Annotated in this window: 18 protein-coding genes; 5 read left to right on the forward strand and 13 right to left on the reverse strand. The window is 34.1% G+C overall.

Features of this window, described 5'->3' with window-relative positions:
• Nucleotides 1-123: 123 nt before the first annotated feature.
• The 4 genes from sucD to ylqF form a co-directional block, all read right to left on the reverse strand.
• On the reverse strand, nt 124-1,032 hold the full coding sequence (gene sucD / locus ACMGE6_RS11685; protein ID WP_414047994.1) for a succinate--CoA ligase subunit alpha: 909 nt from the start codon (nt 1,030-1,032) through the stop codon (nt 124-126).
• Nucleotides 1,033-1,047: 15 nt separating this feature from the next.
• The gene (sucC, locus tag ACMGE6_RS11690; RefSeq protein WP_414046608.1) at nt 1,048-2,217 is read right to left on the reverse strand and encodes an ADP-forming succinate--CoA ligase subunit beta; all 1,170 of its coding nucleotides are present in this window, start codon (nt 2,215-2,217) and stop codon (nt 1,048-1,050) included.
• 123 nt (nt 2,218-2,340) lie between these two features.
• Nucleotides 2,341-3,105, reverse strand: a complete 765-nt coding sequence (locus tag ACMGE6_RS11695) for a ribonuclease HII (protein WP_414053908.1) — start codon at nt 3,103-3,105, stop codon at nt 2,341-2,343.
• Nucleotides 3,095-3,967, reverse strand: coding sequence for a ribosome biogenesis GTPase YlqF (gene ylqF, locus ACMGE6_RS11700; RefSeq protein ID WP_414046610.1), 873 nt, complete (start codon nt 3,965-3,967; stop codon nt 3,095-3,097). Before ylqF ends, ACMGE6_RS11695 begins: the two co-directional genes overlap by 11 nt.
• A gap of 111 nt (nt 3,968-4,078) precedes the next feature.
• On the opposite strand from ylqF, the gene ACMGE6_RS11705 reads away from it, so the two are divergent.
• The 5 genes from ACMGE6_RS11705 to ACMGE6_RS11725 are packed head-to-tail and all read left to right on the forward strand — an operon-like array spanning nt 4,079 to nt 12,739.
• Complete coding sequence (locus ACMGE6_RS11705; RefSeq protein WP_414046611.1) at nt 4,079-5,023, forward strand: glycosyltransferase family 2 protein; 945 nt, start codon at nt 4,079-4,081, stop codon at nt 5,021-5,023.
• Nucleotides 5,010-5,396, forward strand: a complete 387-nt coding sequence (locus ACMGE6_RS11710) for a GtrA family protein (protein WP_414046612.1) — start codon at nt 5,010-5,012, stop codon at nt 5,394-5,396. Before ACMGE6_RS11705 ends, ACMGE6_RS11710 begins: the two co-directional genes overlap by 14 nt.
• Nucleotides 5,393-7,993, forward strand: coding sequence for a YfhO family protein (locus ACMGE6_RS11715; RefSeq protein ID WP_414053909.1), 2,601 nt, complete (start codon nt 5,393-5,395; stop codon nt 7,991-7,993). Before ACMGE6_RS11710 ends, ACMGE6_RS11715 begins: the two co-directional genes overlap by 4 nt.
• Nucleotide 7,994: 1 nt before the next feature.
• Nucleotides 7,995-10,664, forward strand: a complete 2,670-nt coding sequence (locus tag ACMGE6_RS11720) for a YfhO family protein (protein WP_414053910.1) — start codon at nt 7,995-7,997, stop codon at nt 10,662-10,664.
• Between the two features lie 2 nt (nt 10,665-10,666).
• Nucleotides 10,667-12,739 (forward strand): DUF2079 domain-containing protein, encoded by a 2,073-nt coding sequence (locus tag ACMGE6_RS11725; protein ID WP_414053911.1) that lies wholly within the window; start codon nt 10,667-10,669, stop codon nt 12,737-12,739.
• Nucleotides 12,740-12,885: 146 nt separating this feature from the next.
• Here ACMGE6_RS11725 and rplS read toward each other — a convergent pair whose 3' ends face one another.
• The 9 genes from rplS to smc form a co-directional block, all read right to left on the reverse strand.
• The gene (rplS, locus tag ACMGE6_RS11730) at nt 12,886-13,236 is read right to left on the reverse strand and encodes a 50S ribosomal protein L19 (RefSeq protein ID WP_096076732.1); all 351 of its coding nucleotides are present in this window, start codon (nt 13,234-13,236) and stop codon (nt 12,886-12,888) included.
• Nucleotides 13,237-13,372: 136 nt separating this feature from the next.
• Nucleotides 13,373-14,098, reverse strand: coding sequence for a tRNA (guanosine(37)-N1)-methyltransferase TrmD (gene trmD / locus ACMGE6_RS11735; RefSeq protein ID WP_414053912.1), 726 nt, complete (start codon nt 14,096-14,098; stop codon nt 13,373-13,375).
• Nucleotides 14,095-14,595 carry a ribosome maturation factor RimM gene (gene rimM / locus ACMGE6_RS11740; RefSeq protein WP_414046617.1) on the reverse strand — a complete coding sequence of 167 codons (501 nt, stop codon included), beginning with the start codon at nt 14,593-14,595 and terminating at the stop codon, nt 14,095-14,097. Before rimM ends, trmD begins: the two co-directional genes overlap by 4 nt.
• Before the next feature lie 47 nt (nt 14,596-14,642).
• On the reverse strand, nt 14,643-14,870 hold the full coding sequence (locus ACMGE6_RS11745; RefSeq protein WP_414053913.1) for a KH domain-containing protein: 228 nt from the start codon (nt 14,868-14,870) through the stop codon (nt 14,643-14,645).
• A gap of 5 nt (nt 14,871-14,875) precedes the next feature.
• Entirely contained in the window at nt 14,876-15,151 is a 276-nt protein-coding gene (rpsP, locus tag ACMGE6_RS11750) for a 30S ribosomal protein S16 (protein ID WP_233680993.1), read from the reverse strand.
• 203 nt (nt 15,152-15,354) lie between these two features.
• Entirely contained in the window at nt 15,355-16,707 is a 1,353-nt protein-coding gene (ffh, locus tag ACMGE6_RS11755) for a signal recognition particle protein (RefSeq protein WP_414046619.1), read from the reverse strand.
• A 12-nt stretch (nt 16,708-16,719) separates the two neighbouring features.
• On the reverse strand, nt 16,720-17,061 hold the full coding sequence (locus ACMGE6_RS11760; protein WP_414046620.1) for a putative DNA-binding protein: 342 nt from the start codon (nt 17,059-17,061) through the stop codon (nt 16,720-16,722).
• Nucleotides 17,054-18,304 carry a signal recognition particle-docking protein FtsY gene (gene ftsY, locus ACMGE6_RS11765; RefSeq protein WP_414046621.1) on the reverse strand — a complete coding sequence of 417 codons (1,251 nt, stop codon included), beginning with the start codon at nt 18,302-18,304 and terminating at the stop codon, nt 17,054-17,056. The genes ACMGE6_RS11760 and ftsY overlap by 8 nt, the downstream gene beginning before the upstream one ends.
• Complete coding sequence (smc, locus tag ACMGE6_RS11770) at nt 18,304-21,891, reverse strand: chromosome segregation protein SMC (RefSeq protein ID WP_414053914.1); 3,588 nt, start codon at nt 21,889-21,891, stop codon at nt 18,304-18,306. Before smc ends, ftsY begins: the two co-directional genes overlap by 1 nt.

Consider the following 21,891-nt stretch of genomic DNA (forward strand, 5'->3'; position numbering starts at 1 on the left):
TTTGGATAATTATATGTTAAATATATCAATTTAATATTATATATTTTTGCATGACAAAGAACCGAATGATGCTTTACTGTCCAAAGCATCATTCGGTTCTATATAAGTGATAATAGCTTACAACTATTTAATCGTTAAACATTTTTCATATAAACCATCTTCTTCTTTAATACGTTCGATTAAAGTAGAACCGATTTCTGAAGGTGTTGCTGCAGTTTTGATACCACAAGCATTCATTGTTTTAATTTTTTCTGCTGCAGTACCTTTACCACCAGAGATAATTGCCCCAGCATGACCCATACGTTTACCTGGAGGTGCAGTTTGTCCACCAATAAATCCAACTACAGGTTTTTTCATATTAGCTTTAACCCATTCAGCAGCTTCTTCTTCTGCTGTTCCACCAATTTCACCGATCATAACAACCGCTAATGTTTCAGGATCGTTATTGAATGCTTCAAGCGCATCGATAAAGTTAGTACCGTTTACAGGGTCCCCACCAATACCTACTGCAGTTGTTTGGCCGATACCAGCTTGCGTTAACTGATGTACTGCTTCGTAAGTTAATGTTCCAGAACGGCTCACAACACCTACGTGACCTTTTTTGTGAATGTATCCTGGCATAATACCGATTTTACATTCATCTGCTGTAATTACACCCGGGCAGTTTGGTCCTACTAAACGTGTTTTCTTACCTTGCATATAACGTTTCACTTTAACCATATCTAATACCGGAATATGTTCAGTAATACAAATTGCTAAGTCTAACTCAGCATCTACACATTCTACAATTGCATCTGCAGCAAATGGTGCTGGTACATAGATAACAGAAACTGTTGCGCCAGTTGCTTCTACAGCTTCTTCTACCGTATTAAATACTGGCACACCTTCAACTTCCATGCCACCTTTACCTGGTGTTACACCAGCAACGATTTTTGTACCATATTCTATCATTTGTTTTGTATGAAATAATGCTGTTGATCCTGTAATACCTTGAACGATTACTTTCGTATCTTTATCAATAAATACTCCCACGATTATCCCCGCTTCCTATTTAGCTTCTTTAACTAATTCAACGATTTTTTGTGCACCTTCAGCCATTGTGCTAGCTGGAGTGATTGCTAATCCTGAATTTCCTAAGATTTCTTTACCTTGATCGACATTTGTACCTTCTAAACGTACAACTAAAGGAATAGTTAATTCTAATTCTTTTGCTGCTGCAACGACACCTTCAGCAATAACATCACATTTCATGATGCCACCGAAGATATTTACAAAGATACCTTTTACTTTTTCATCACCTAAAATAATTTTGAAAGCTTCAGTAACTTTCTCTTTCGTTGCGCCGCCCCCTACATCAAGGAAGTTCGCCGGATTGCCGCCAAAATGGTTAATAGTATCCATTGTAGCCATAGCAAGACCTGCACCATTTACCATACAACCAATATTACCGTCTAAAGCAATATATGATAAGTCATATTTAGAAGCTTCGATCTCTTTTGGATCTTCTTCATCTAAATCACGTAATTCCTGAACATCTTTTTGACGGAATAATGCATTGGCATCGAAATTAATTTTTGCATCTAATGCTAAAACATCACCTGAACCAGTTGTAACAAGTGGGTTAATTTCAATAATTGAAGCATCTTTTTTGATGAAAACATCATATAAACCTAACATAATTTTTACAGCTTTATTTACAGATTCTTTTGGAATATTGATATTAAATGCTAAACGGCGTGCTTGATATGGCATTAAACCAACTACAGGGTCGATAACTTCTTTGAAAATTTTCTCTGGTGTCGCTTCTGCAACTTCTTCAATTTCAGTTCCACCTTCTTCAGAACCCATTAAAACTACTGAATCTGTTGCGCGATCTAAAACGAATCCTAAGTAATATTCTTTTTGAATATCGCAGCCTTCTTCAATTAACAGGCGTTTTACTTCTTTCCCCTCTGGACCTGTTTGATGTGTAACTAAAACCTTACCAAGTAATTCCTTAGCATAGTTTTCAACTTCTTCTAAAGATTTAGCAATTTTAACGCCGCCAGCTTTACCACGACCACCTGCGTGAATTTGAGCTTTAACAACGTAAACACCTTCTGTTAAACCTTTAGCTACTTCGACTGCTTCTTCTGGTGTGTAAGCAACTGAACCATTTGGTACTGCTACACCCATAGAGCGAAAAATTTCTTTCCCTTGATACTCATGGATATTCATTTTCCATCCTCCTAGATTGCACAATTATTTAACTTACGTTTCAATTATAGAAAATGTAAGCGCTATTGTAAACTGAATAACCTAAAAAAGACGTGATATCACGTCTTTTTTTAGATAATTGTGTTATTTTTGATTTACCATTGATTTAATCGGCTCAAATGACTTTCTATGTATCGGTGTAATACCCTGATTGTTTATTCCGGTTAAATGATTTTTTGTGCCATATCCTGCATTATGTTCAAAATCATATCCAGGGTATTGTTGCGCATAAGCTGCCATTAATTGATCTCGGTATTCTTTTGCAATAACACTTGCTGCGGCAATCGAAACACTATTTGCATCCCCTTTAATGATCGACTCCTCTATTAACCCTGTATTCAGTTTCATCGCATCAATCAATAATACATCCGGGGAAACTGGTAAGCTTTCTATTGCCCTTAGCATCGCAACCTTTGTAGCTTCATATATATTCATAGTATCAATTTCTTCGACCGAAGCAGTACCAATACTATAAGTGACCTGTTCAACTAATTGAGATTCAATCTGTGCTCTCGCAGACTTTGACATTTGCTTTGAATCATTAAGACCATAGTAAGCATGGGATGCGTCAAGAATAACCGCACAAGCTACAACTGGTCCAGCTAACGGTCCTCTACCTACTTCATCAACGCCAGCAATGACTTTACCTGAATATTTATTCTCATATTGAAGCATTTTATAATATTGTTGTTTTAAAATTTGTTCTTTATCAATTTGCTTTAATCGTTGAGATTTTAATTTTAATGCCCCTATCCTTGCTTCCTGTTCAAATAGTTCTTCTACACTACTTTCATCCATGTTACTGATGATAGCTTTAAGCTGGGAAATACTATAGTCACTACTCTTCATCTTTATCCTCTAATAAATCCAGACTATCAAAAGTATATTTACCTATCTTTTCATTACGGATGTCGCGAATAATAAGTTCTACAACACTCTCATAATCGATTTCATTGCCACGTAATTTTAAGCCTCTAGACTTACCAATCGCATCAAACACCTCAACATATGGTGTATCTTCAGCGACATTTATATTATAGTGCTTATTCAGCGTATCCAGTGCATGCTGTTGTAAATATTCAATACCATATATCGCTACTTCATCTAAGTGGACAATACTATCTTTTATCGCTCCTGTTAAACTTAATTTTTTACCGACAAATTGATCTTCAAACTTTGGCCATAATATACCTGGTGTATCTAACAGTTCTAATGACTTTCCAACTTTAATCCATTGTTGTTTCTTTGTCACACCAGGCATATTCCCTGTTTTGGCAATGGTCTTTTTGGCCAGTCGATTGATCAATGTCGATTTGCCGACATTAGGTATACCGACAATCATTGCTCGTATTGCACGAGGTCTTAAACCCTTTGCTTTCATACGATCAAACTTTTCTTTTGTCACAATTTCCGCTGCTTTCGTTACTTGTGATAAATTTTTTCCATTTTTACTGTCAATTAAAACCGGATAGAATCCTTGCGTTTCGAAGTATTTCATCCATTGCTTAGTCTTATTTATATCTGCCATATCCATCTTATTTAGCAATACAACACGTGGCTTATCTTTTATCACCTCATCAATCATAGGGTTACGCGATGAATACGGAATACGTGCATCTACAAGTTCAAATACAACATCTACCAGTTTTAATTGCTCTGTAACTTCTCGTCTTGCTTTGGCCATATGACCCGGGAACCATTGAATCGTCATCTATTTATATTCTCCTTACAGTTTATTTAATGAATTATATGTCTTACTCAACTATAATATTAATATATTATATACTATATTAGTATGATAACTACATTTTGAGGAGATTATATGCTAATTTCGTTAATTATTCCTATATATAATGAAGAAAAAAATATACATAAGCTATATGATGCAATTACACAAACGATGAATCCACATTATCAATATGAAGTCCTGTTAATTAACGATGGCTCAAAAGATGCCTCACTAAAAATGCTTAAAAATCTGGCACAACTAGATAATCATTTTAAATACCTATCATTTTCAAGAAACTTCGGTAAAGAAGCTGCGATGATAGCAGGTTTAAAAAACTGTGTAGGTGATTGCGCAATTATTCTGGATGCAGATTTGCAGCACCCACCAGAATATATCCCTGAAATGATACATGCTTTTCAGGAGGGATATGACCAGGTTGTCATGCGTCGCGACAGAACTGGCGAAAACATATTCAGAAAAATTCCTACGCAAATATTTTATAAATTAATCAATAGTGCTGTTGACGTAAAACTTACAGACGGCGAAGGTGATTTCAGATTAATTTCTCGTGATGTGATCAACAGTATTATTGCATTAGAGGAATACAATCGATTCTCTAAAGGGATCTTTGAATGGGTCGGATTTAATAAAAAGACTATCTCTTTTAAAAACATTCAGCGTGAATCAGGCGAGTCATCGTTCTCTACTTTAAAATTAATTGATTATGCAATAGACGGCATCATCAGTTATAATAACAAGCCCCTTAGAATATGCTTTTATCTAGGTGCTGTGACCATGGTGTTATGTCTCTTATATATTTTTGTAACTTTAATACAAATCATCACACATGGCATTGAAGAACCAGGGTATTTTACAATTATATCTTCAGTGCTGTTTCTTGGTGGCTTGCAACTATTTAGTTTGGGTATCGTTGGAGAATATATTGGGAGGATATATTTTGAAACAAAGAAAAGACCACACTATATTGTTAAGGAAACCAATATAGATCAGCCGGGTGATTATCATGGAAATGAATAAAGCCAAGCGATTTGCTAAATTTGTTATTGTAGGTATTATCAATACAGCAAACTATTATTTAATCTATCTCATTTTTTTAAAAATTTTAAAGACAAATTATTTATTTAGTCACATTACAGGTTTTTTAGCAGCATTTATTATTTCATTTTTTCTTAACTGCTATTTTGTATATCATGTAAAGCCTACATGGCAGAAATTTTTCGCCTTTCCTTTAACGCAGGTCGTTAATATGGGGGTTCAGACATTGCTGCTCTATCTATTTGTCGACATATTTTCGTTAAATGCAGAATGGGCCCCATTTCCAGCGCTTATTTTTACAATACCTGTCACATATATGATTACAACCTATATATTAACAAAGGAGTCTTTATGAACAATAGAACGTCACATTATTTAAAACGTCTATCAATTCTAATTTTAATAGCGTTATTATTAGCTGTATTTGGCCATAGTTTTTATATTTATCGTTTTTTCCAGGATGGTACGATATTTACCGGTCCAAATGATGGACTTGAACAAATGTTACCGATGCAACTTTATTTATATGACAAATTTATATCAGGAGAGTTTTTCTACAATTTGGATTTTGGTCTCGGAGGAGATTATTATACAGATCTTGCTTATTACTACTCAACTTCTATTATTTTCTTTCTCAATATGATTGCAGTAAGGTTTTTAGACTTATTTTTTAATTTCCATGTTGATACGGTAACATTCTGGGCAAAAAATGCATTCTTTATTTCCATCGCCAAATCAACAGCTGGTATTATCTTCAGTTATCTATATTTCAGAACGATAAAGATGGACAAAGTGGCGGCAATGCTCTCAGGATTTTTATTTTTAACCTCAGCAATTTATTTTAGATTTACTTTATACTGGTCATTTTTTAGTGATGTATTTATCTTTCTACCATTATTATTGTTAGGAATAGAAAAATATATTCAGCAGGAAAAGAAAGGTATATTTTTATTAGCCACTGCATGTATCTTTATTAATAATTTTTACTTTGCATATTATCAGGTACTATTTGGTGTTATCTATTTCGTTTTAAGAAATATATTTCGAAGTGAGTATGATCACGTCGGACGCGCGAAGCAATGGCTGCATTTCTTTGTGATGTCAATCCTTGGGGTTATGATCAGTGCCTTTGCATTTTTCTATGGTGCGAAGAGTTTCTTCCAGAATGAACGAGCACCCTATACGCAAAAGATTCCACTCTTCGATCCATTTGATCAGAATGCCAATATTTTTTATGATAATTACCTGGTCATTGTGTTGTTTATTACCTTACAGGCATTGCTTACTTTTAAATTTTATAAGCATTATTATTATCGCTTTTTTGCCATTATGTCTATCGCTTTGATGCTTTTGAGCTTCACACCATTTATTGATTCAGTTTTCAATGGCTTTAGTGCACCACAAAAAAGATGGCATTATTTGATTACATTCTTTACAAGCGGTTTAATTGGTTTCTATATCATGAGGTTCAAATCCATCTCAATCCAAAATTATCTGTATTCAATTATTCCAGGATTAATCATCGTCTTTATGAGTCATCATTATATCCATAAAGATGTTACGTGGGTATGGTTATTACCAGTTATAGTCATCATCGGATTGCTTGTATTAGTCATTCGTCACCATCAGGTCAAACAAGGGCTGTATTATTTGCTTATTGCATCTATCATTCTTCTTAATTGGGATATTGTACGTGTGCATAATAAACTGGATAATTATAATCCTGGTATTAATGATCGCGCCAAATTAAGTTATATTGAATCAAGCGTCTATGATTCGCCATTACAACGTCAAATTATTACAGAATTAAAAAAACAACTGAAGCCAGGTGAAAGAATTGACTGGCGTGTATTAGAACAAGATAATACACCGATGTATCAAAAATTCAATGGTGTTTCTTTATATTCAAGTATTTTTGATGGCTCATTGATTGATTTTTATTACAAGCATCTTAAGATTAATATTAAGGAAGAATCATTATCACGTTATTCTACGTTTAACTCTCGCAGTAACCTGGAATCGTTAATGAATGTCCGATATTTAGTTCGTAAAGCTTATCAGACTGACATTCCTGAAAACTTTAAATTGATCGCAAATAACGGAAAGTATAAAATTTATGAAAATACAAAGATGATTCCTTTAGTACGAATCACGCAAAATATAATCAACAGTAAGGATTTATCAACCCCGATTGATCGTGAGCATGCAATGCTTGAAGGCATCGTTTTAGACGACTTACCAACGAATTATTCAATTGAAAAATCAAGTAATCTTTTACCTTCAATGAACGTCAAGACATCAGGAGCAGAATGGATTAAAGAAAACCAAATATTAAAAATAAATCCTCCAAGCGGTGGATTAGTTATTGAAATACCTTATTCTTTGCGTAATCAATATAAAGATTTTTATGTAGAAATGTTCGTTCAATTACAATCACCTATTACTAATCATCAGATCAATATCAATGGTTATGCTAACAATAGATTATTTCAGACAAGTAAATACAGAACGCATTATGATGACTTAATGTATCGCGTAAAACCTAAGAACGGTAAAATTTTAATCGGCTTAACTGCCGGAACCTATAAGCTAAATTTAAAAGGCATTTACGGAGAAGACTATAAAACGCTATCAAATATTCAACCTAATAACGATTACACATTTAAAGAAAAAGGTAATAAGATGACAATAAAACTTAAATCCTCACAAGACGGTTATTTAACAGCACCGATTACTTATCGTGATGGATTAACAGCTAAAGTTGATGGTCGCACAGTTAAGGTAGAGCGTGCCAATTATATAATGAGTGCTATAAAAATAAAAAAAGGGGATAAAACAATCGAATTTAAATATATACCACCTTACTTTTATTTAATGGTAAGTATTTCAATCTTAGGTGTTATCATTTCCTATCTTTATTTGAAGATGAATCGTAAACAAAGGGTGTTATAACATGATTAAATATAAAATAAACGATGCAACAAAAATCAATCATATTAAAATTTTAGGAGTGGCATTATTAATGTCACTCCTTGCTCATAGTTTTGTAATTTTCAGGCTACTCAAAGATGGTACATTGTTTACAGGTAAAGGCGATGGTTTGGCTCAAATGATTCCATTCCAGATGTACTTATATAATAAGTTTACTCATTTTCATTTCTTTTACGATATGGATTTTGGTATTGGTGGAGATTTCTTTCGCAGTCTCGCTTATTATTACTCAACAGCGCCTTTATCCTATCTGAATTTTCTATTTGTATGGTTAGGAGATTTAATGTTACCTCTTGATACGGGTGATCCTGTATTCTGGGCTAAAAATCAAATTTTTATTTCCATTATTAAACTGACCTTGATTATCTTCATGACTTATAAACTATTAAGATATTTAAATATCAACCCTTTATCAAGTATGACTGGTGCAGTAATTTATGGATGGTCTACAGGTTATTTCTTCTTTACTTTTACATGGAGTTTCTTTAGTGATGTCATGCTTTGGTTACCTATGACTATTTACGGAATGGAACGATTCTTCCATGAGAGAAAAATCGGTTTATTTATTGTTGCTATTGCACTTACTTTACATTCAAATTTTTATTTTAGTTACTATGAATTTATTTTTGTAATGGCTTATTTTCTTTATCGTGTAGTTTATCCGAAAGCAACAGATTGTGTGACTCGTGTTCAAAAAATTATTTTACTATCAATTGCAGCACTGTTAGGTTTAGGCATCGCTGCAGTCGGAATATTTACCGGTATTTCAAGTTATTTAATGAATGACAGATCGATACCTCCTAAACAAATACAACCACTGATAGATATGGTTGGTTTTTATAATTTGTTCTATGATGGTTACTATGTAGTTATTTGTTTCCTCACTGTCATTGCACTTATGACTTTTAAATTATACCAACATTATATGTATCGATTGTTCAGTGCGATTACTTTAATTTTTATGATTTGCTCATTAAGTCCATTATTCGATAGTTTCTTTAACGGGTTCTCAATTGATCAGAGACGCTGGATTTATTTACTCATTTTTACATCATCTGTTCTCATTGCACATTACTTAAATCACTTAAAATATATCGACAGAAAATCATTTTTGATTTCTCTTATACCATTATGTGTTATCTATCCAATATCAGTTTATGGACATGAAAAATTTTTAATCTGGTTGTTATTCATACCACTTATTTGTATTATTATCTATTTTTGCATACATAGATTCGCACCACTTTACTTATTAAATATTTTACATGGTACGATTCTAATCATGAACTTCGTTTTTGTTTATGAATATGTAACTGAGCAAATGGATACTTTACATCCATTTAATGAACGTAATATCGACTTTTTAAACTCTGAAAATTATAACTCGAAAACACAAAATGCAATGATAAAAGACATTCAATCTACTCAATCAAGTGTTGATCGTATTGAATGGCAAACTTCAAGTACACATAATACACCGATGTATCAGAAATTTAATGGAATTAAACTTTATTCTTCGATTTTTGATAAGGATATTCTTAAATTTTACGATAAAGATTTAAATGTCACGATGTCGACGGATAGTAATTCTATTTATTATGGTTTAGGGGAACGCGCTAATCTATATAGCTTATTTAATGTCAATCATACTATTCGTTTTAACCCGTCTGCTACATTGCCTTTCGGATTTAAAGAACGCATTGTATATGCAGAACCCAATCAAACAAAAAGCTATATTGATTATCAAAATATGAATGCATTACCTTTTGTCCGTGTCACAAATAAAATATTTAATCCAAAGACACTTCATACACCTATTGACCGTGAACATGCCATGCTGAGTGGTGTAGTGATTAACAATAAAGGGAACAGCAAAATAACACCTTCTAAAAATTTATTAGAACATGCACAAGTAACATTGAATCACGCATCTCTCTCTCATAATCAGTTAAATGTGACGCAGGAAAATGGTGGAGTTCATATAAAAATACCGCGTTCTATAATAAAGCAATATAAGGACCTCTATGTTACAATGCACATTGAATCAAAAACATTTAAAGATTATCATTATGTCTGGTTAAATGAAATCTATCAATCTCGTAAGCCGTTAGATGATGATTACAGAAGGTTTAATCCGGTCATCACATTAAAGGTCAAAGCGAATGCGTTACTTGAATTAAAGTTAAAACCTGGCATATATGATTACAAACTGTTAGGCATATACGGAGAAGATTATCAATATTTAAAATCTGCATCCAAAACACAGGATGTTCATCAATTTAGTAAAGATAAAGATCAAATGGAGATTTCATTAGGCAAGCATGACAAAGGATATGTAGTGATTCCTATTCCATACTTAAAGGGTATGACAGCTAAAGTTGATGGTCAGTCAGCTGATATTATGGAAGGAAACTATTTAATGACTACTATTCCTGTTGAAAAAGAAGCCAAAAAAATCATTATAAAATATACACCACCCTACTTTCATCTCATGCAATGTATCGCAATTATAAGTATCATTTTAGCTATTATCTTTAGCCGTTTCGTCTATCATAGAAAATTCTTACATCAAGAGCAGACGCATATCACATATACTGAAGAAGATCATCTGTTAAGTTGTAGGGAGGATTAGTTTTGAGATTCAATTTATCTAAATTTAAAACAAAAATAACTCGTAATGAAAGATGGATTGATCACCTATTTTTTATATTGATGAGTGCGTATATGATTTATGCACTCATTAGTATCTTCACAGTAGATGATCAACATCTTTACTTTGAACTGTTTCGTCCGCAATCATATTTAATGTTTATCGCAGTCATAACGTTCATTGCGCTATTGATGTTTACCTTGCATCGATTTATTAGCCTCACAGCTATCGAAACTTTTTGTCTGCTTACTTGTATATTTTTGATATGTGCCTCAATTAAGGCGCCTAGTCCAACAATAACTGTCGGACTTTTACTTATCGCTATTATCATTTCAACTAAACTAATGCGTGCGAATAGTCCTTGGATGATGTTCAGTATCTTTACATGCATTGTACTTTTCATAAAAACAGCATCAATTTTCCGGGTGAACGGAGCATCATTACAGAAATTTAATTATAGTTTAACTGATAAAGATATTGCATTAATCAAAGCTGTATTAACGGGTACTTACGTAGCTCTATTTATTATCACCGCTATCATAGTGTATAAGTATTTCAATCCACATAAGTTCACAAAAACCTTTACAAATAATCACAATGAAAAGCGCTTATGGATATTGACATTAATAATTGGTCTATCAGTAACACTCTATGTTTCTATTATCATGATAGGTAAAGAGCTCGTTATGGGATTTGCAACGTATGATAAAGGATTATTTACACAAATGTTTGAGAGTATGCGTAATGGTTACGGCCCAATGACAACACTTGAAAGAGATAAGTGGATGACCCATTTTCATGTGCATGTCTCCCCAATATTTTATATTTTACTCCCCTTCTATATGCTGGTTCCTAAACCTGAAACATTAGAAGTATTGCAAGTTGTTGTCACAATGAGCGGCATCATACCATTTTATTTCATCCTGAAACATTTTAAGTTCAATGTATTTCTAACACATCTTTGTTTAGTGCTTTTCATCTTAACACCTACACTAACAAGTTCTCATCTATACGGTTTACACGAAAACTGCTTTTTAACACCGATGCTCTTCTGGCTCATACTAGCCAATTTAAAGCAGTGGAATATCCGTTTGATTTTAATCGTGATTATTACGCTTTTGATTAAAGAAGATAGTATGATTTATGTTCTGACAGTGGGGTTATTCTTTATCTTTAATCGTCAATTTACTAATAATTTCAAAAGACGTGTCATGATTGTTTTAACACAAATTTTACTGCCACTCATCTACTTTATGATTTGCCTATATTATTTAAATACTTATGGGGATGGCTCCATGACAACAAGATTCACAAACTTCATGTTACCAGGTCAAAGTGGTTTAAAAGACGTAATAATCAATATTCTATTAAATCCTGTTTATTTTCTAAGTGCAATATTTACATTTAACAAAATAAAATATATTATCACACTGATTGTAGCAATGGGTTTTCTACCAATGATACAAAAATCACTGATCAACTATATATTCTTACTTCCCATGCTCGTGATAAATCTTTTGAGCGATTTCCCTTATCAAGTTGACTTTGGTTTTCAATATCATTATGGCAGTACTGCTTTACTCTTGTTTATGACAATTTTAACTGTAAATTCTTTTGTAAATGATAATACGTCTACTAAACATGAAGCTATTAATCCATTTAAAAACCAAACTGTCTATTATGGATTAATCGCTGCTTGTATTATTTCTGCATCAATCTTTTTCACCTTGATGCAGCCATCAACTTATGGTATTAAAGCTTATTTAGATAACCCAAATATTTATCAGTCACAAAAAAATACACTAAAGCAAATACCATCTCATAAAAATATTTTGACGTATGGCTTTTATACGACGCAATTAGCGCATCATAAAAATCTATTTGATCTTGATTATCACAATGATAAACAAGTGGATAAATACATCGATTATGTAGTTGTACCTAGAACCTTGTTGAATCAGGGGACGCCACAATCACAGTTAATACAACAATATAGTCAATCTGGTTATAAAGAAAGCAAATTATCAAGTGAAACAATACTCATATTAAAAAAATAAAAATAAGCCAGTTATCAATCAATTTTGATTTTTAACTGGCTTATTTTTATCGGATTATCTATTTTAACCTTTTAGTATTAAAAATAAGTGGAATAATTTTAATAAAAAAAGCCACTTCAAACGAAGTGACTTTGAACTTGCTTCTATTAACGAATTTCTTTAATACGAGCAGCTTTACCACGAAGGCTACGTAAGTAATAAAGTTTCGCACGACGTACTTTACCACGACGTAATACTTCAATTTTCTCGATTTTTGGAGTGTGTACTGGGAAAGTACGTTCCACACCAACACCGTAAGAAATCTTACGAACCGTGAAAGTTTCAGAAATTCCGCCACCACGACGTTTGATTACTACACCTTCAAATACCTGGATACGTTCGCGAGAACCCTCAACGATACGTACGTGAACTTTTAAAGTATCACCAGGACGGAATGATGGTAAATCTGTGCGTAATTGGTCTTTAGTAATAGCATCGATTAATACATTATTTGACATAATATTCTTCTCCTTCTGCCTATGTTCTTGAGTCTTTGCTCAGCGGATCATAGTGATTATTGTGCTTTTCACACTTGATTAATTATACAGGGTTACATTCTACAAGTCAATATATTATTAAATAATATCATTGTGATTAATGACTATTTTTAAGTTGCTCTAAGATTTTTATATCTTCTTCCGTTAGTGGGTAAGTTTCCAGCAAATCTGGACGTCTTTCGAGAGTACGTTTTAATGAAGCCATATGGCGCCATGATTCAATGTTTTTGTGATTACCACTTAATAATACATCAGGTACTTTCATTCCTTTATAATCTGCTGGACGTGTATATTGAGGATGTTCTAATAATCCACTTGAAAAAGAATCATCCTCATGGGATACTTCATTACCTAAAACTTCAGGTATCAGTCTCACTATAGCATCAGTCATCGTGATAGCAGCATATTCACCGCCAGTTAAAACAAAGTCACCTAAAGAAAGTTCATCTGTAACAAGTTCTGTACGAATACGCTCATCATACCCTTCGTAATGGCCACATATGAAGACAAGATGTTCGGCATGGGCCAATTCCTCTGCCTTCGCCTGATCAAAACGTTTTCCTTGCGGACACATCAATATTACTCTGGTATCCTTTGTAGTTCTTAGACTTTCCATCGCATTAAAAACAGGTTCAGGCTTCAAAACCATACCTTGACCGCCACCATAAGGATAATCATCGACTTGATGGTGCTTATTATTAGCAAAATCTCGAAAGTTTACTGTGTTAAACGATACAATGCCTTTATCTTGTGACCTTTTCATGATTGAATGATTTAAAATCTCAAACATTTCTGGAAAAAGCGTTAAATAATCGATTCTCAAGATAATAACCCTTCCATCGCTTCAATCACTATTTTCTTATTATCAATATCAATCTCTTTGACAACATCTTCGATATAAGGAATTAAATGTTCTTTTTCACCTTTAACCACCCATACATCATTTGCACCTGTCTCAAAAATTTCAGTAACTTTACCTATTGACTGACCATCGTTGTATACTTCACAGCCAATAATATCACTATAATAATACTCATTTTCTTCAAGCGGTAATTCAGTGGTATCTACTTCCTGAAACACATCTAAACCTTTATATTGTTCTACATCGTTAATATTATTAATACCTTCGAATGCAACCATATGGAAGTTTTTATGCACGCGATAAGATTTAATCACTAATTCAATTGTTTCTTCTTTAAATGGTATTAACAATGTTTTCCCAGGTTGAAAACGCTCTTCTGCAAAATCAGAAGCCGAAAGAATTTTTACTTCACCTTTTACGCCGTGCATATTTACAATTTTACCTACATTTACTTTCATCCTCATAACCTCCCACTCATAAAAAAAGAGTACCAAAAATGGCACTCTTAATCAATTTCTACAAACACTTTTTTGACTTTCTCGTTATTAGCTCCTGTAACAATAGTTCGAATCGCCTTAGCGATACGACCATGCTTACCAATTACCTTGCCTACATCATCTGGATGAAGTACAAGATGATAAGTAATACTAGAGGCATGTTCTTCTTTTCTGATATTAATATCATCCGGATGATCGACGAGTGGTTCAATAATCGTTTGTAATAATTTTTCCATCGGAATTACTTCGCGATTTTTTGGTTATGGAATTTCTCCATGATACCTTGTTGTGATAAAATGTTACGTACTGTATCAGTTGGTTTAGCGCCATCAGCTAACCATTTTAAAGCTAATTCTTCATTAACTTTGATTTCTGCTGCTGGTTTAGCAACTGGATTATAAGTTCCGATTGCTTCGATGATGCGTCCGTCACGAGGTGCACGAGCATCTGCTACTACGATACGATAGAACGGGTTTCTTTTTGAACCCATACGAGTTAAACGAATTTTTACTGCCATAATTAAATCTCTCCATTTCATTTCTTTTCTACAAGAATTAATAATAACAGAGGAAGAATTCTTTGTAAAGAGTTTTTTCTTTACAAAGAATTTTATTTTTAAAAAAAGAGGAATAAGGCTACTTGATTCCTTATTCCTCTTTGACTAAATAAATATTTTCTCCAGTTTTTTTGAGCCTGAACGCTTGTTTGACAGCCTCTTAATTAAAACGGCAGATTCATACCTGCAAATGGATTCTTACCTTTTTTACCTTTTTTCATTCCGCTAAATTGCTTCATCATTTTCTTCATTTCTTCAAACTGCTTGATCAGTTTATTTACTTCAGAAAGACTACGTCCCGATCCTTTTGCAATTCGTTTTTTACGACTTACATTAATAATCGCTGGATTTTCTCTTTCCTCTTTCGTCATACTTCTAATAATTGCCTGAATATGATCTATTTGCTTTGGATTCATATTAAGTTGATTAACTTGTTTCATTTTGTTTGCACCAGGAATCATTTTAAGTAAATCATCAAGTGGTCCTAATGCTTTAACTTGTTCTAATTGTTCCAGGAAATCATCAAACGTAAATGATGATGTTCTCATTTTCTGTTCTAGTTCTTTTGCTTTTGTTTCATCAACTTGAGATTGTGCTTTTTCAATTAAACTTAACACATCACCCATACCAAGAATTCGTGATGCCATTCGTTCTGGATGGAAAGGTTCTAACCCATCCATTTTTTCACTCATACCGACAAACTTGATTGGTTTTTGAGTCACACTTCTAATAGAAAGGGCAGCCCCCCCACGTGTATCTCCATCTAATTTTGTTAATGTCACACCTGTCACATCTAATTGACCATCAAAGCTTTCAGCAACATTTACTGCATCCTGCCCTGTCATAGAGTCAACGACTAACATTATTTCATCAGGTTTTGCGACTTCTTTAACATCAACAAGTTCCTGCATCAGCTTTTCATCAATGTGTAATCGACCAGCCGTATCAATAATCACAAAATCAAGATGTTCTTCTTTTGCGTGTTCAAGAGCACGCTGCGTGATTTCAGCAGGAGAGACTTGGTCACCTAACGTAAATACAGGTATATCGATTTGCTTTCCAACTGTTTGAAGCTGTTGAATCGCTGCTGGACGGTAAATATCACATGCTACAAGCAATGGTTTCTTATTAAATTTCTTTCTCATAAGTAAAGCGAGTTTACCAGCAGTAGTTGTTTTACCTGCCCCTTGTAAACCTACCATCATAACAACAGTTGGTGGTTTCTTACTCATGTTAATCTGAGTATTTTCTCCACCCATTAAAGATGTTAATTCATCCTGAACAATCTTAATCACTTGTTGTCCAGGAGTAAGTGAACTCATCACATCTGAGCCTAATGCTCTTTCCGAAACCGTAGCAACGAATTGTTTTACTACTTTAAAGTTAACATCGGCTTCAAGTAATGCTAAGCGTACTTCTCGCATCATTACTTTAATATCTGCTTCTGTTACTTTACCTTTACCTTTAATTTTCTGCATTGTCGCCTGGAGTCGATCTGATAATCCTTCAAAAGCCATACAATGACCCCCTTATTCTATTTTCTGTAATTGTTCGATATAATTCATTAATTGTCCCATAGAAGGTTGTTCTGAATTTAAAACTTCATTCATCTCTTCAATAATGGATTGTCTTAATTGAAATTTTTTATATAAACCTAGTTTTGACTCATATTCTTCTAATAAATCGTCAGTACGTCTAATATTATCATAAACTGCCTGACGTGACACTTGAAACGTTTCTGCAATCTCTGACAATGATTCATCCAGAAGATAATAACGTTCCAGATAATTACGTTGTTTATCTGTTAATAATGCCTGATAAAAATCAAACAGGTAATTCATTCGCATCGTTTTAACAAGATCATTACTCATCGATTGCATCCTTTAACACTTCAGCTGCTTCATTTTCTTCTTCCGTCGATTGTTCAATCATATCAGCAAATAATCCATACACATAACTTTCAGCATCAAACGGCTGTAAGTCATCTAACTTCTCACCCAGACCAACAAATTTAACAGGAATGTGGAGTTCGTTACGAATAGCAAGAACGATCCCACCTTTCGCTGTTCCATCTAACTTAGTCAATACGATACCAGATACATTTGTAACTTCTTTAAACGCTTTAGCCTGAACAAGTGCATTTTGTCCTGTAGTCGCATCCAATGCCAGTAAAACTTCATGTGGTGCACCAGGAACTGCTTTTGATAATACTTTCTTCACTTTTTCAAGCTCTGTCATTAAATTCGCTTTGTTTTGAAGACGTCCAGCTGTATCACAAATTAAAATATCAGCACCACGATTCTTCGCAGCATTCACTGCATCATACATAACTGCTGCCGGGTCTGAACCTTCTTTTTGTTTAATGACTTCAACGCCTACTCGGTCACCCCAAACTTGCAGTTGTTCAATAGCACCTGCACGGAATGTATCACCCGCAGCAAGCATCACTTTTTTGCCTTGCGCTTTATAGCGATGTGCCAGTTTTCCGATTGTCGTCGTCTTACCAACACCATTGACACCGACCATCAGGATGACAGTCAGTTCGCCTTCCTGAATGTTCATCTCCTGTAACTTTTCATCTTCCTGCTCATATATTTCAACAATTTTTTCAACGATTACTTCGCGTAAATCTGCAGTCTCAGTAATATTACGACGTTTCGCCTCCATACGCAGAGATTCCACAAGTTCCATTACAGTATTAAATCCGACGTCGGCCTGAATAAGCATCTCTTCTAAAGCTTCAAAGAAATCCTCATCTACAGTACGGTACATTGCAAGCAAATCATTTAATTTATTCTGGAAGTTCTCACGAGATTTTTCTAATCCTTCGCGGAACTTTGCGCCTAGTTGTTGAGATTCCCATTCTTCAAATTCTTCAATTGAGATTAAATCATCGTCTTCAAAATCAAAGTCCCAACCTGTTGATTGCTTTGGTGCGACCTTCTTAGCAGGTTGTTCAAATACATCAGTTGGTTTATGCTCAAAAGTCTTCGTTAGACTTTGACTTTGCGGATCACTATCCTGTGTTGATTCATCCAATGGCTGAAGCTCATCGGACACTTTCGGTTCTTCTTTTGCGACGAATTTATCTTTAAGTTTCTTAAAAAAACTCATTATTTAGTCAGCTCCTTCAATTTTTTATCATCTAAGTCTTTTAAATTCACACTAACAAGTTGTGTGATACCAGAATTTTGCATCGTTACACCATAGAGACGATCACTTTTTTCCATTGTGCCTTTTCTATGTGTGATAACGATAAATTGTGTGTCATCAGTTAATGTATTAAGGAAATCTGCAAATCGACTAACATTTGCTTCGTCCAATGCAGCTTCCACCTCATCCAGTATAACAAATGGTGCACTTCTTGCCTGTAAAATTGCAAATAATAATACAATTGCAGTAAGTGCTCGCTCCCCACCGGATAACAGACTTAAGTTTTGACGTCGTTTGCCTGGAGGCTCAACGAATATGTCTATTCCGGCTGTTAGTATGTCATCACTCGTCAATTGGAGTAATCCAGTCCCCCCACCAAAGAGCTTTTTAAATATTCGTTCAAATGCATGAGCAACCGTTTCAAAAGTTTCCATAAAACGTTTAGAGACAGTCACATCCATATCTTTAATGATTGACTCGAGATTCGCTTTTGCATCCAGTAAATCCGCTTCCTGTTGTGTCAGAAACTCGTAGCGTTCACCAACAACTTGATATTGTTCTATAGCATTAAGGTTAACATTTCCGAGCTCTTCAATTGATATTTTAGTAAGTCTCACACGTTTTCTTAAATATTCAAGATCTGTTTCAAATATATTCGAAACTCCTAATGACTCCCAAATATAATCTTTAGCAGACTCATAAGTCATTTGGTATTGTTCGTATAAATGATTGACTAAGTTTTCAAGCAAGACATTCAAACGGGAATATTTTGCCTTTAATTCACCGATACCATTTTCTATCCCACTCATCTGACGAAGTAATTCATTATATTCTTTGTCGATGGTTTCGATAGAATCTGTAAGTTTTGTAAGTTCTGTATTTTTAGCTGAAATCTGTGCCTCAATCGATTGTTTTTCAGCTATATGTTGCTGTAATAACTGCTCTTTTGTATCGATTTCAGATTGGATTACTTTGACATCAATCTGTGTTGCATCCGCAATTAAAATATCAATTTCTGCTTGTAATTCGTTAACCTGTACACTTCGCTCTTTTAATAAGTCTTTTTGATGTGTAATATTCGTCGTTAAAACTGCTAACTGATGTTTTGTCTCATTTACTGCACTTAAGAGCGATTTTTCAATCGATTTTCTATCATTAGTATTATTATTATAATGCTGAATCTTTTCGTTTAATTGCTTTAATTCAAGTTCAATTTGTGCAATTGATTCCTGATGATGGGTGATTAAAGATTTTCTCTCTTCGATGTAGTGCGCTTCCTGCATGAGCGATTCAACTTCGTCATGCATAACTTTTAATCGTCTTTCTTTAACTGCTGTTTCTTCTAAAGATAATTTTAATTGATGGACTTCATCTCTTAGTCGTTCACCATCAATTCTCGACTGATCAGCCTGCATTTCTTGTGTCGTAATTTGATCTGCAACTTGATCTAGCTGTGCCTTTAATTGTTCCGTTGAAGTATTATATGTTGATAGCTGGTCGTTAATTACCTGCAGTTCATTACGTGCTGTGAGTGCTTGTGTCGGTTTATTTTTACTTCCCCCTGACATTGAGCCGCCGGGGTTTACAATATCACCATCTAACGTCACAATACGATATTTATAACCGACTGCTTTTGCAATTGCATTAGCATGTACTAACGTATCACAAACAATCACAGTCCCGGAAATGTTATCAATCACTGCACGATATTTGTCTTCAGTTTTAATTAATGCGTTTAACGTATTAATAAAGCCTGGCATTTGTTTGATATCTCTTATGATATTCGCTTGAATAGCGCGCGGTTTAATAACAGATAGCGGAAGAAAAGTAGCGCGTCCGTATTTTCTGTCACGTAAAAATTGTATCGCAGCTCGTCCTGCCTGTTCATCGTCAACAATAATATGCTGCAGACTTGCACCGAGTGCACTATCAAGACTGTCATTATATCGCTGTTCAATTTCGATAACATCAAGAACTGTTGAATGAATGCCATTTAATTCTTTTCGATTTTTAAGTAGCATTCTTACACCTTGATAGTAGCCTTGAAACTCTTCTTGCATCAGTGATAGTCGTTCTTTTTTTCTTTGGAGCTCTTCAATATATCTTACTGCCTGATGATATTTTTCACGTAAGTTACTATAATTTTTTTTTATCGAATCTATACTCGCTAACTTCGCTTTATATTCATCTCTTCTATCACTAAGTTCTGATTCTTTTTCATTAATCGTATTTTCAATTTGTTGAATCCTTAGTTGTACGTCTGAAAACGCCTGTTGAACATCTCTATTTTCTTCTAATTGTCGCGACTTTCTTTGATTAAACTGACTGACTTCTTTTTCAATCATCTTTATTTCATTTGAAAGGGTCGTCTGTTCACTTAGTTTGTCATAATATTTATCACGTGTTTCGTCTATCAGTACTTCAAAATCTGTATCTAAGTCATCCATTTCCTGTTGCTGTATTTTTAATTGTGCCTCTAGCGAATTTTTCTTAACGCTTAACGCTTTGATACTGTTTTTTAGTTCCTCGACACGTTTTTTTTCTTTTACGAATTGTTCATTTAATTTTGTCAGTCGTTCCTCACGTTTTACAGATGACTCATTTTGATTAGATAAACGTTCCTTCAAAACATTGATCTGACCAATCTGACGTTCTATATCCTCAGTTGTAGAAAGTCTTTGCTGATTGAGTGATTGTATTGCTTCATCAACCTTGCCTCTTTCAGTTTTACTCGTTGCAAGTTTTTCACTGAGACGTTCACTTTTTTCCTGTTTAAACTGAATCAGACCACTAAACTCTTTTATTTCTGATTCACAAACTGTATATTCTTGTTGTGTCGACTGAATGTCAGCGAGTGTTACCTGAATATCTGCATCTTTCATTTCTTCAGATAATACTAGATATTCTTCAGCGATACTTGCTTCAATTTTAAGTGGCTCAACTCGATCTTTTAAATCATAGATAATATCATGCACGCGAGCTAAATTTTGATTGGTATCTTCGAGTTTCATTTCAGTTTCTTTTTTTCTTTTTTTATATTTTAGAACACCTGCTGCCTCTTCTATCAACTGTCTTCTATCTTCCGGCTTAGCATTTAGCACTTGATCAACCTTGCCTTGGGAAATCATACTGAATGCATCTCGGCCAAGTCCACTATCTAAAAATAGCTCAGTCACATCTTTTAGACGGCTTTTATGTTTATTGATTAAATACTCACTGTCACCATTGCGGTATAGTTTGCGTGTGATTTCTACGATATCTGCATCTATATTTAACATACGTTTACGATTATCCATCGTTAATGTTACTTCTGCATAATTTTGTGGTTTACGATCTTGGGCCCCAGAAAATATCACGTCTTCCATCTTAGCTCCACGTAAACTTTTTGCAGATTGTTCACCTAAAACCCATTTAATTGCATCTGTTATATTACTTTTTCCTGAACCATTCGGTCCAACGATTGCTGTCACGCCTGCATCAAAATTAACTGTTGTCTTATCAGCAAATGATTTAAATCCATAAGCTGTAACCTGCTTTAAATAAACCAT

Source organism: Macrococcus equi (genome assembly GCF_047426745.1).
GTDB classification, from domain to species: Bacteria; Bacillota; Bacilli; order Staphylococcales; family Staphylococcaceae; genus Macrococcoides; species Macrococcoides equi.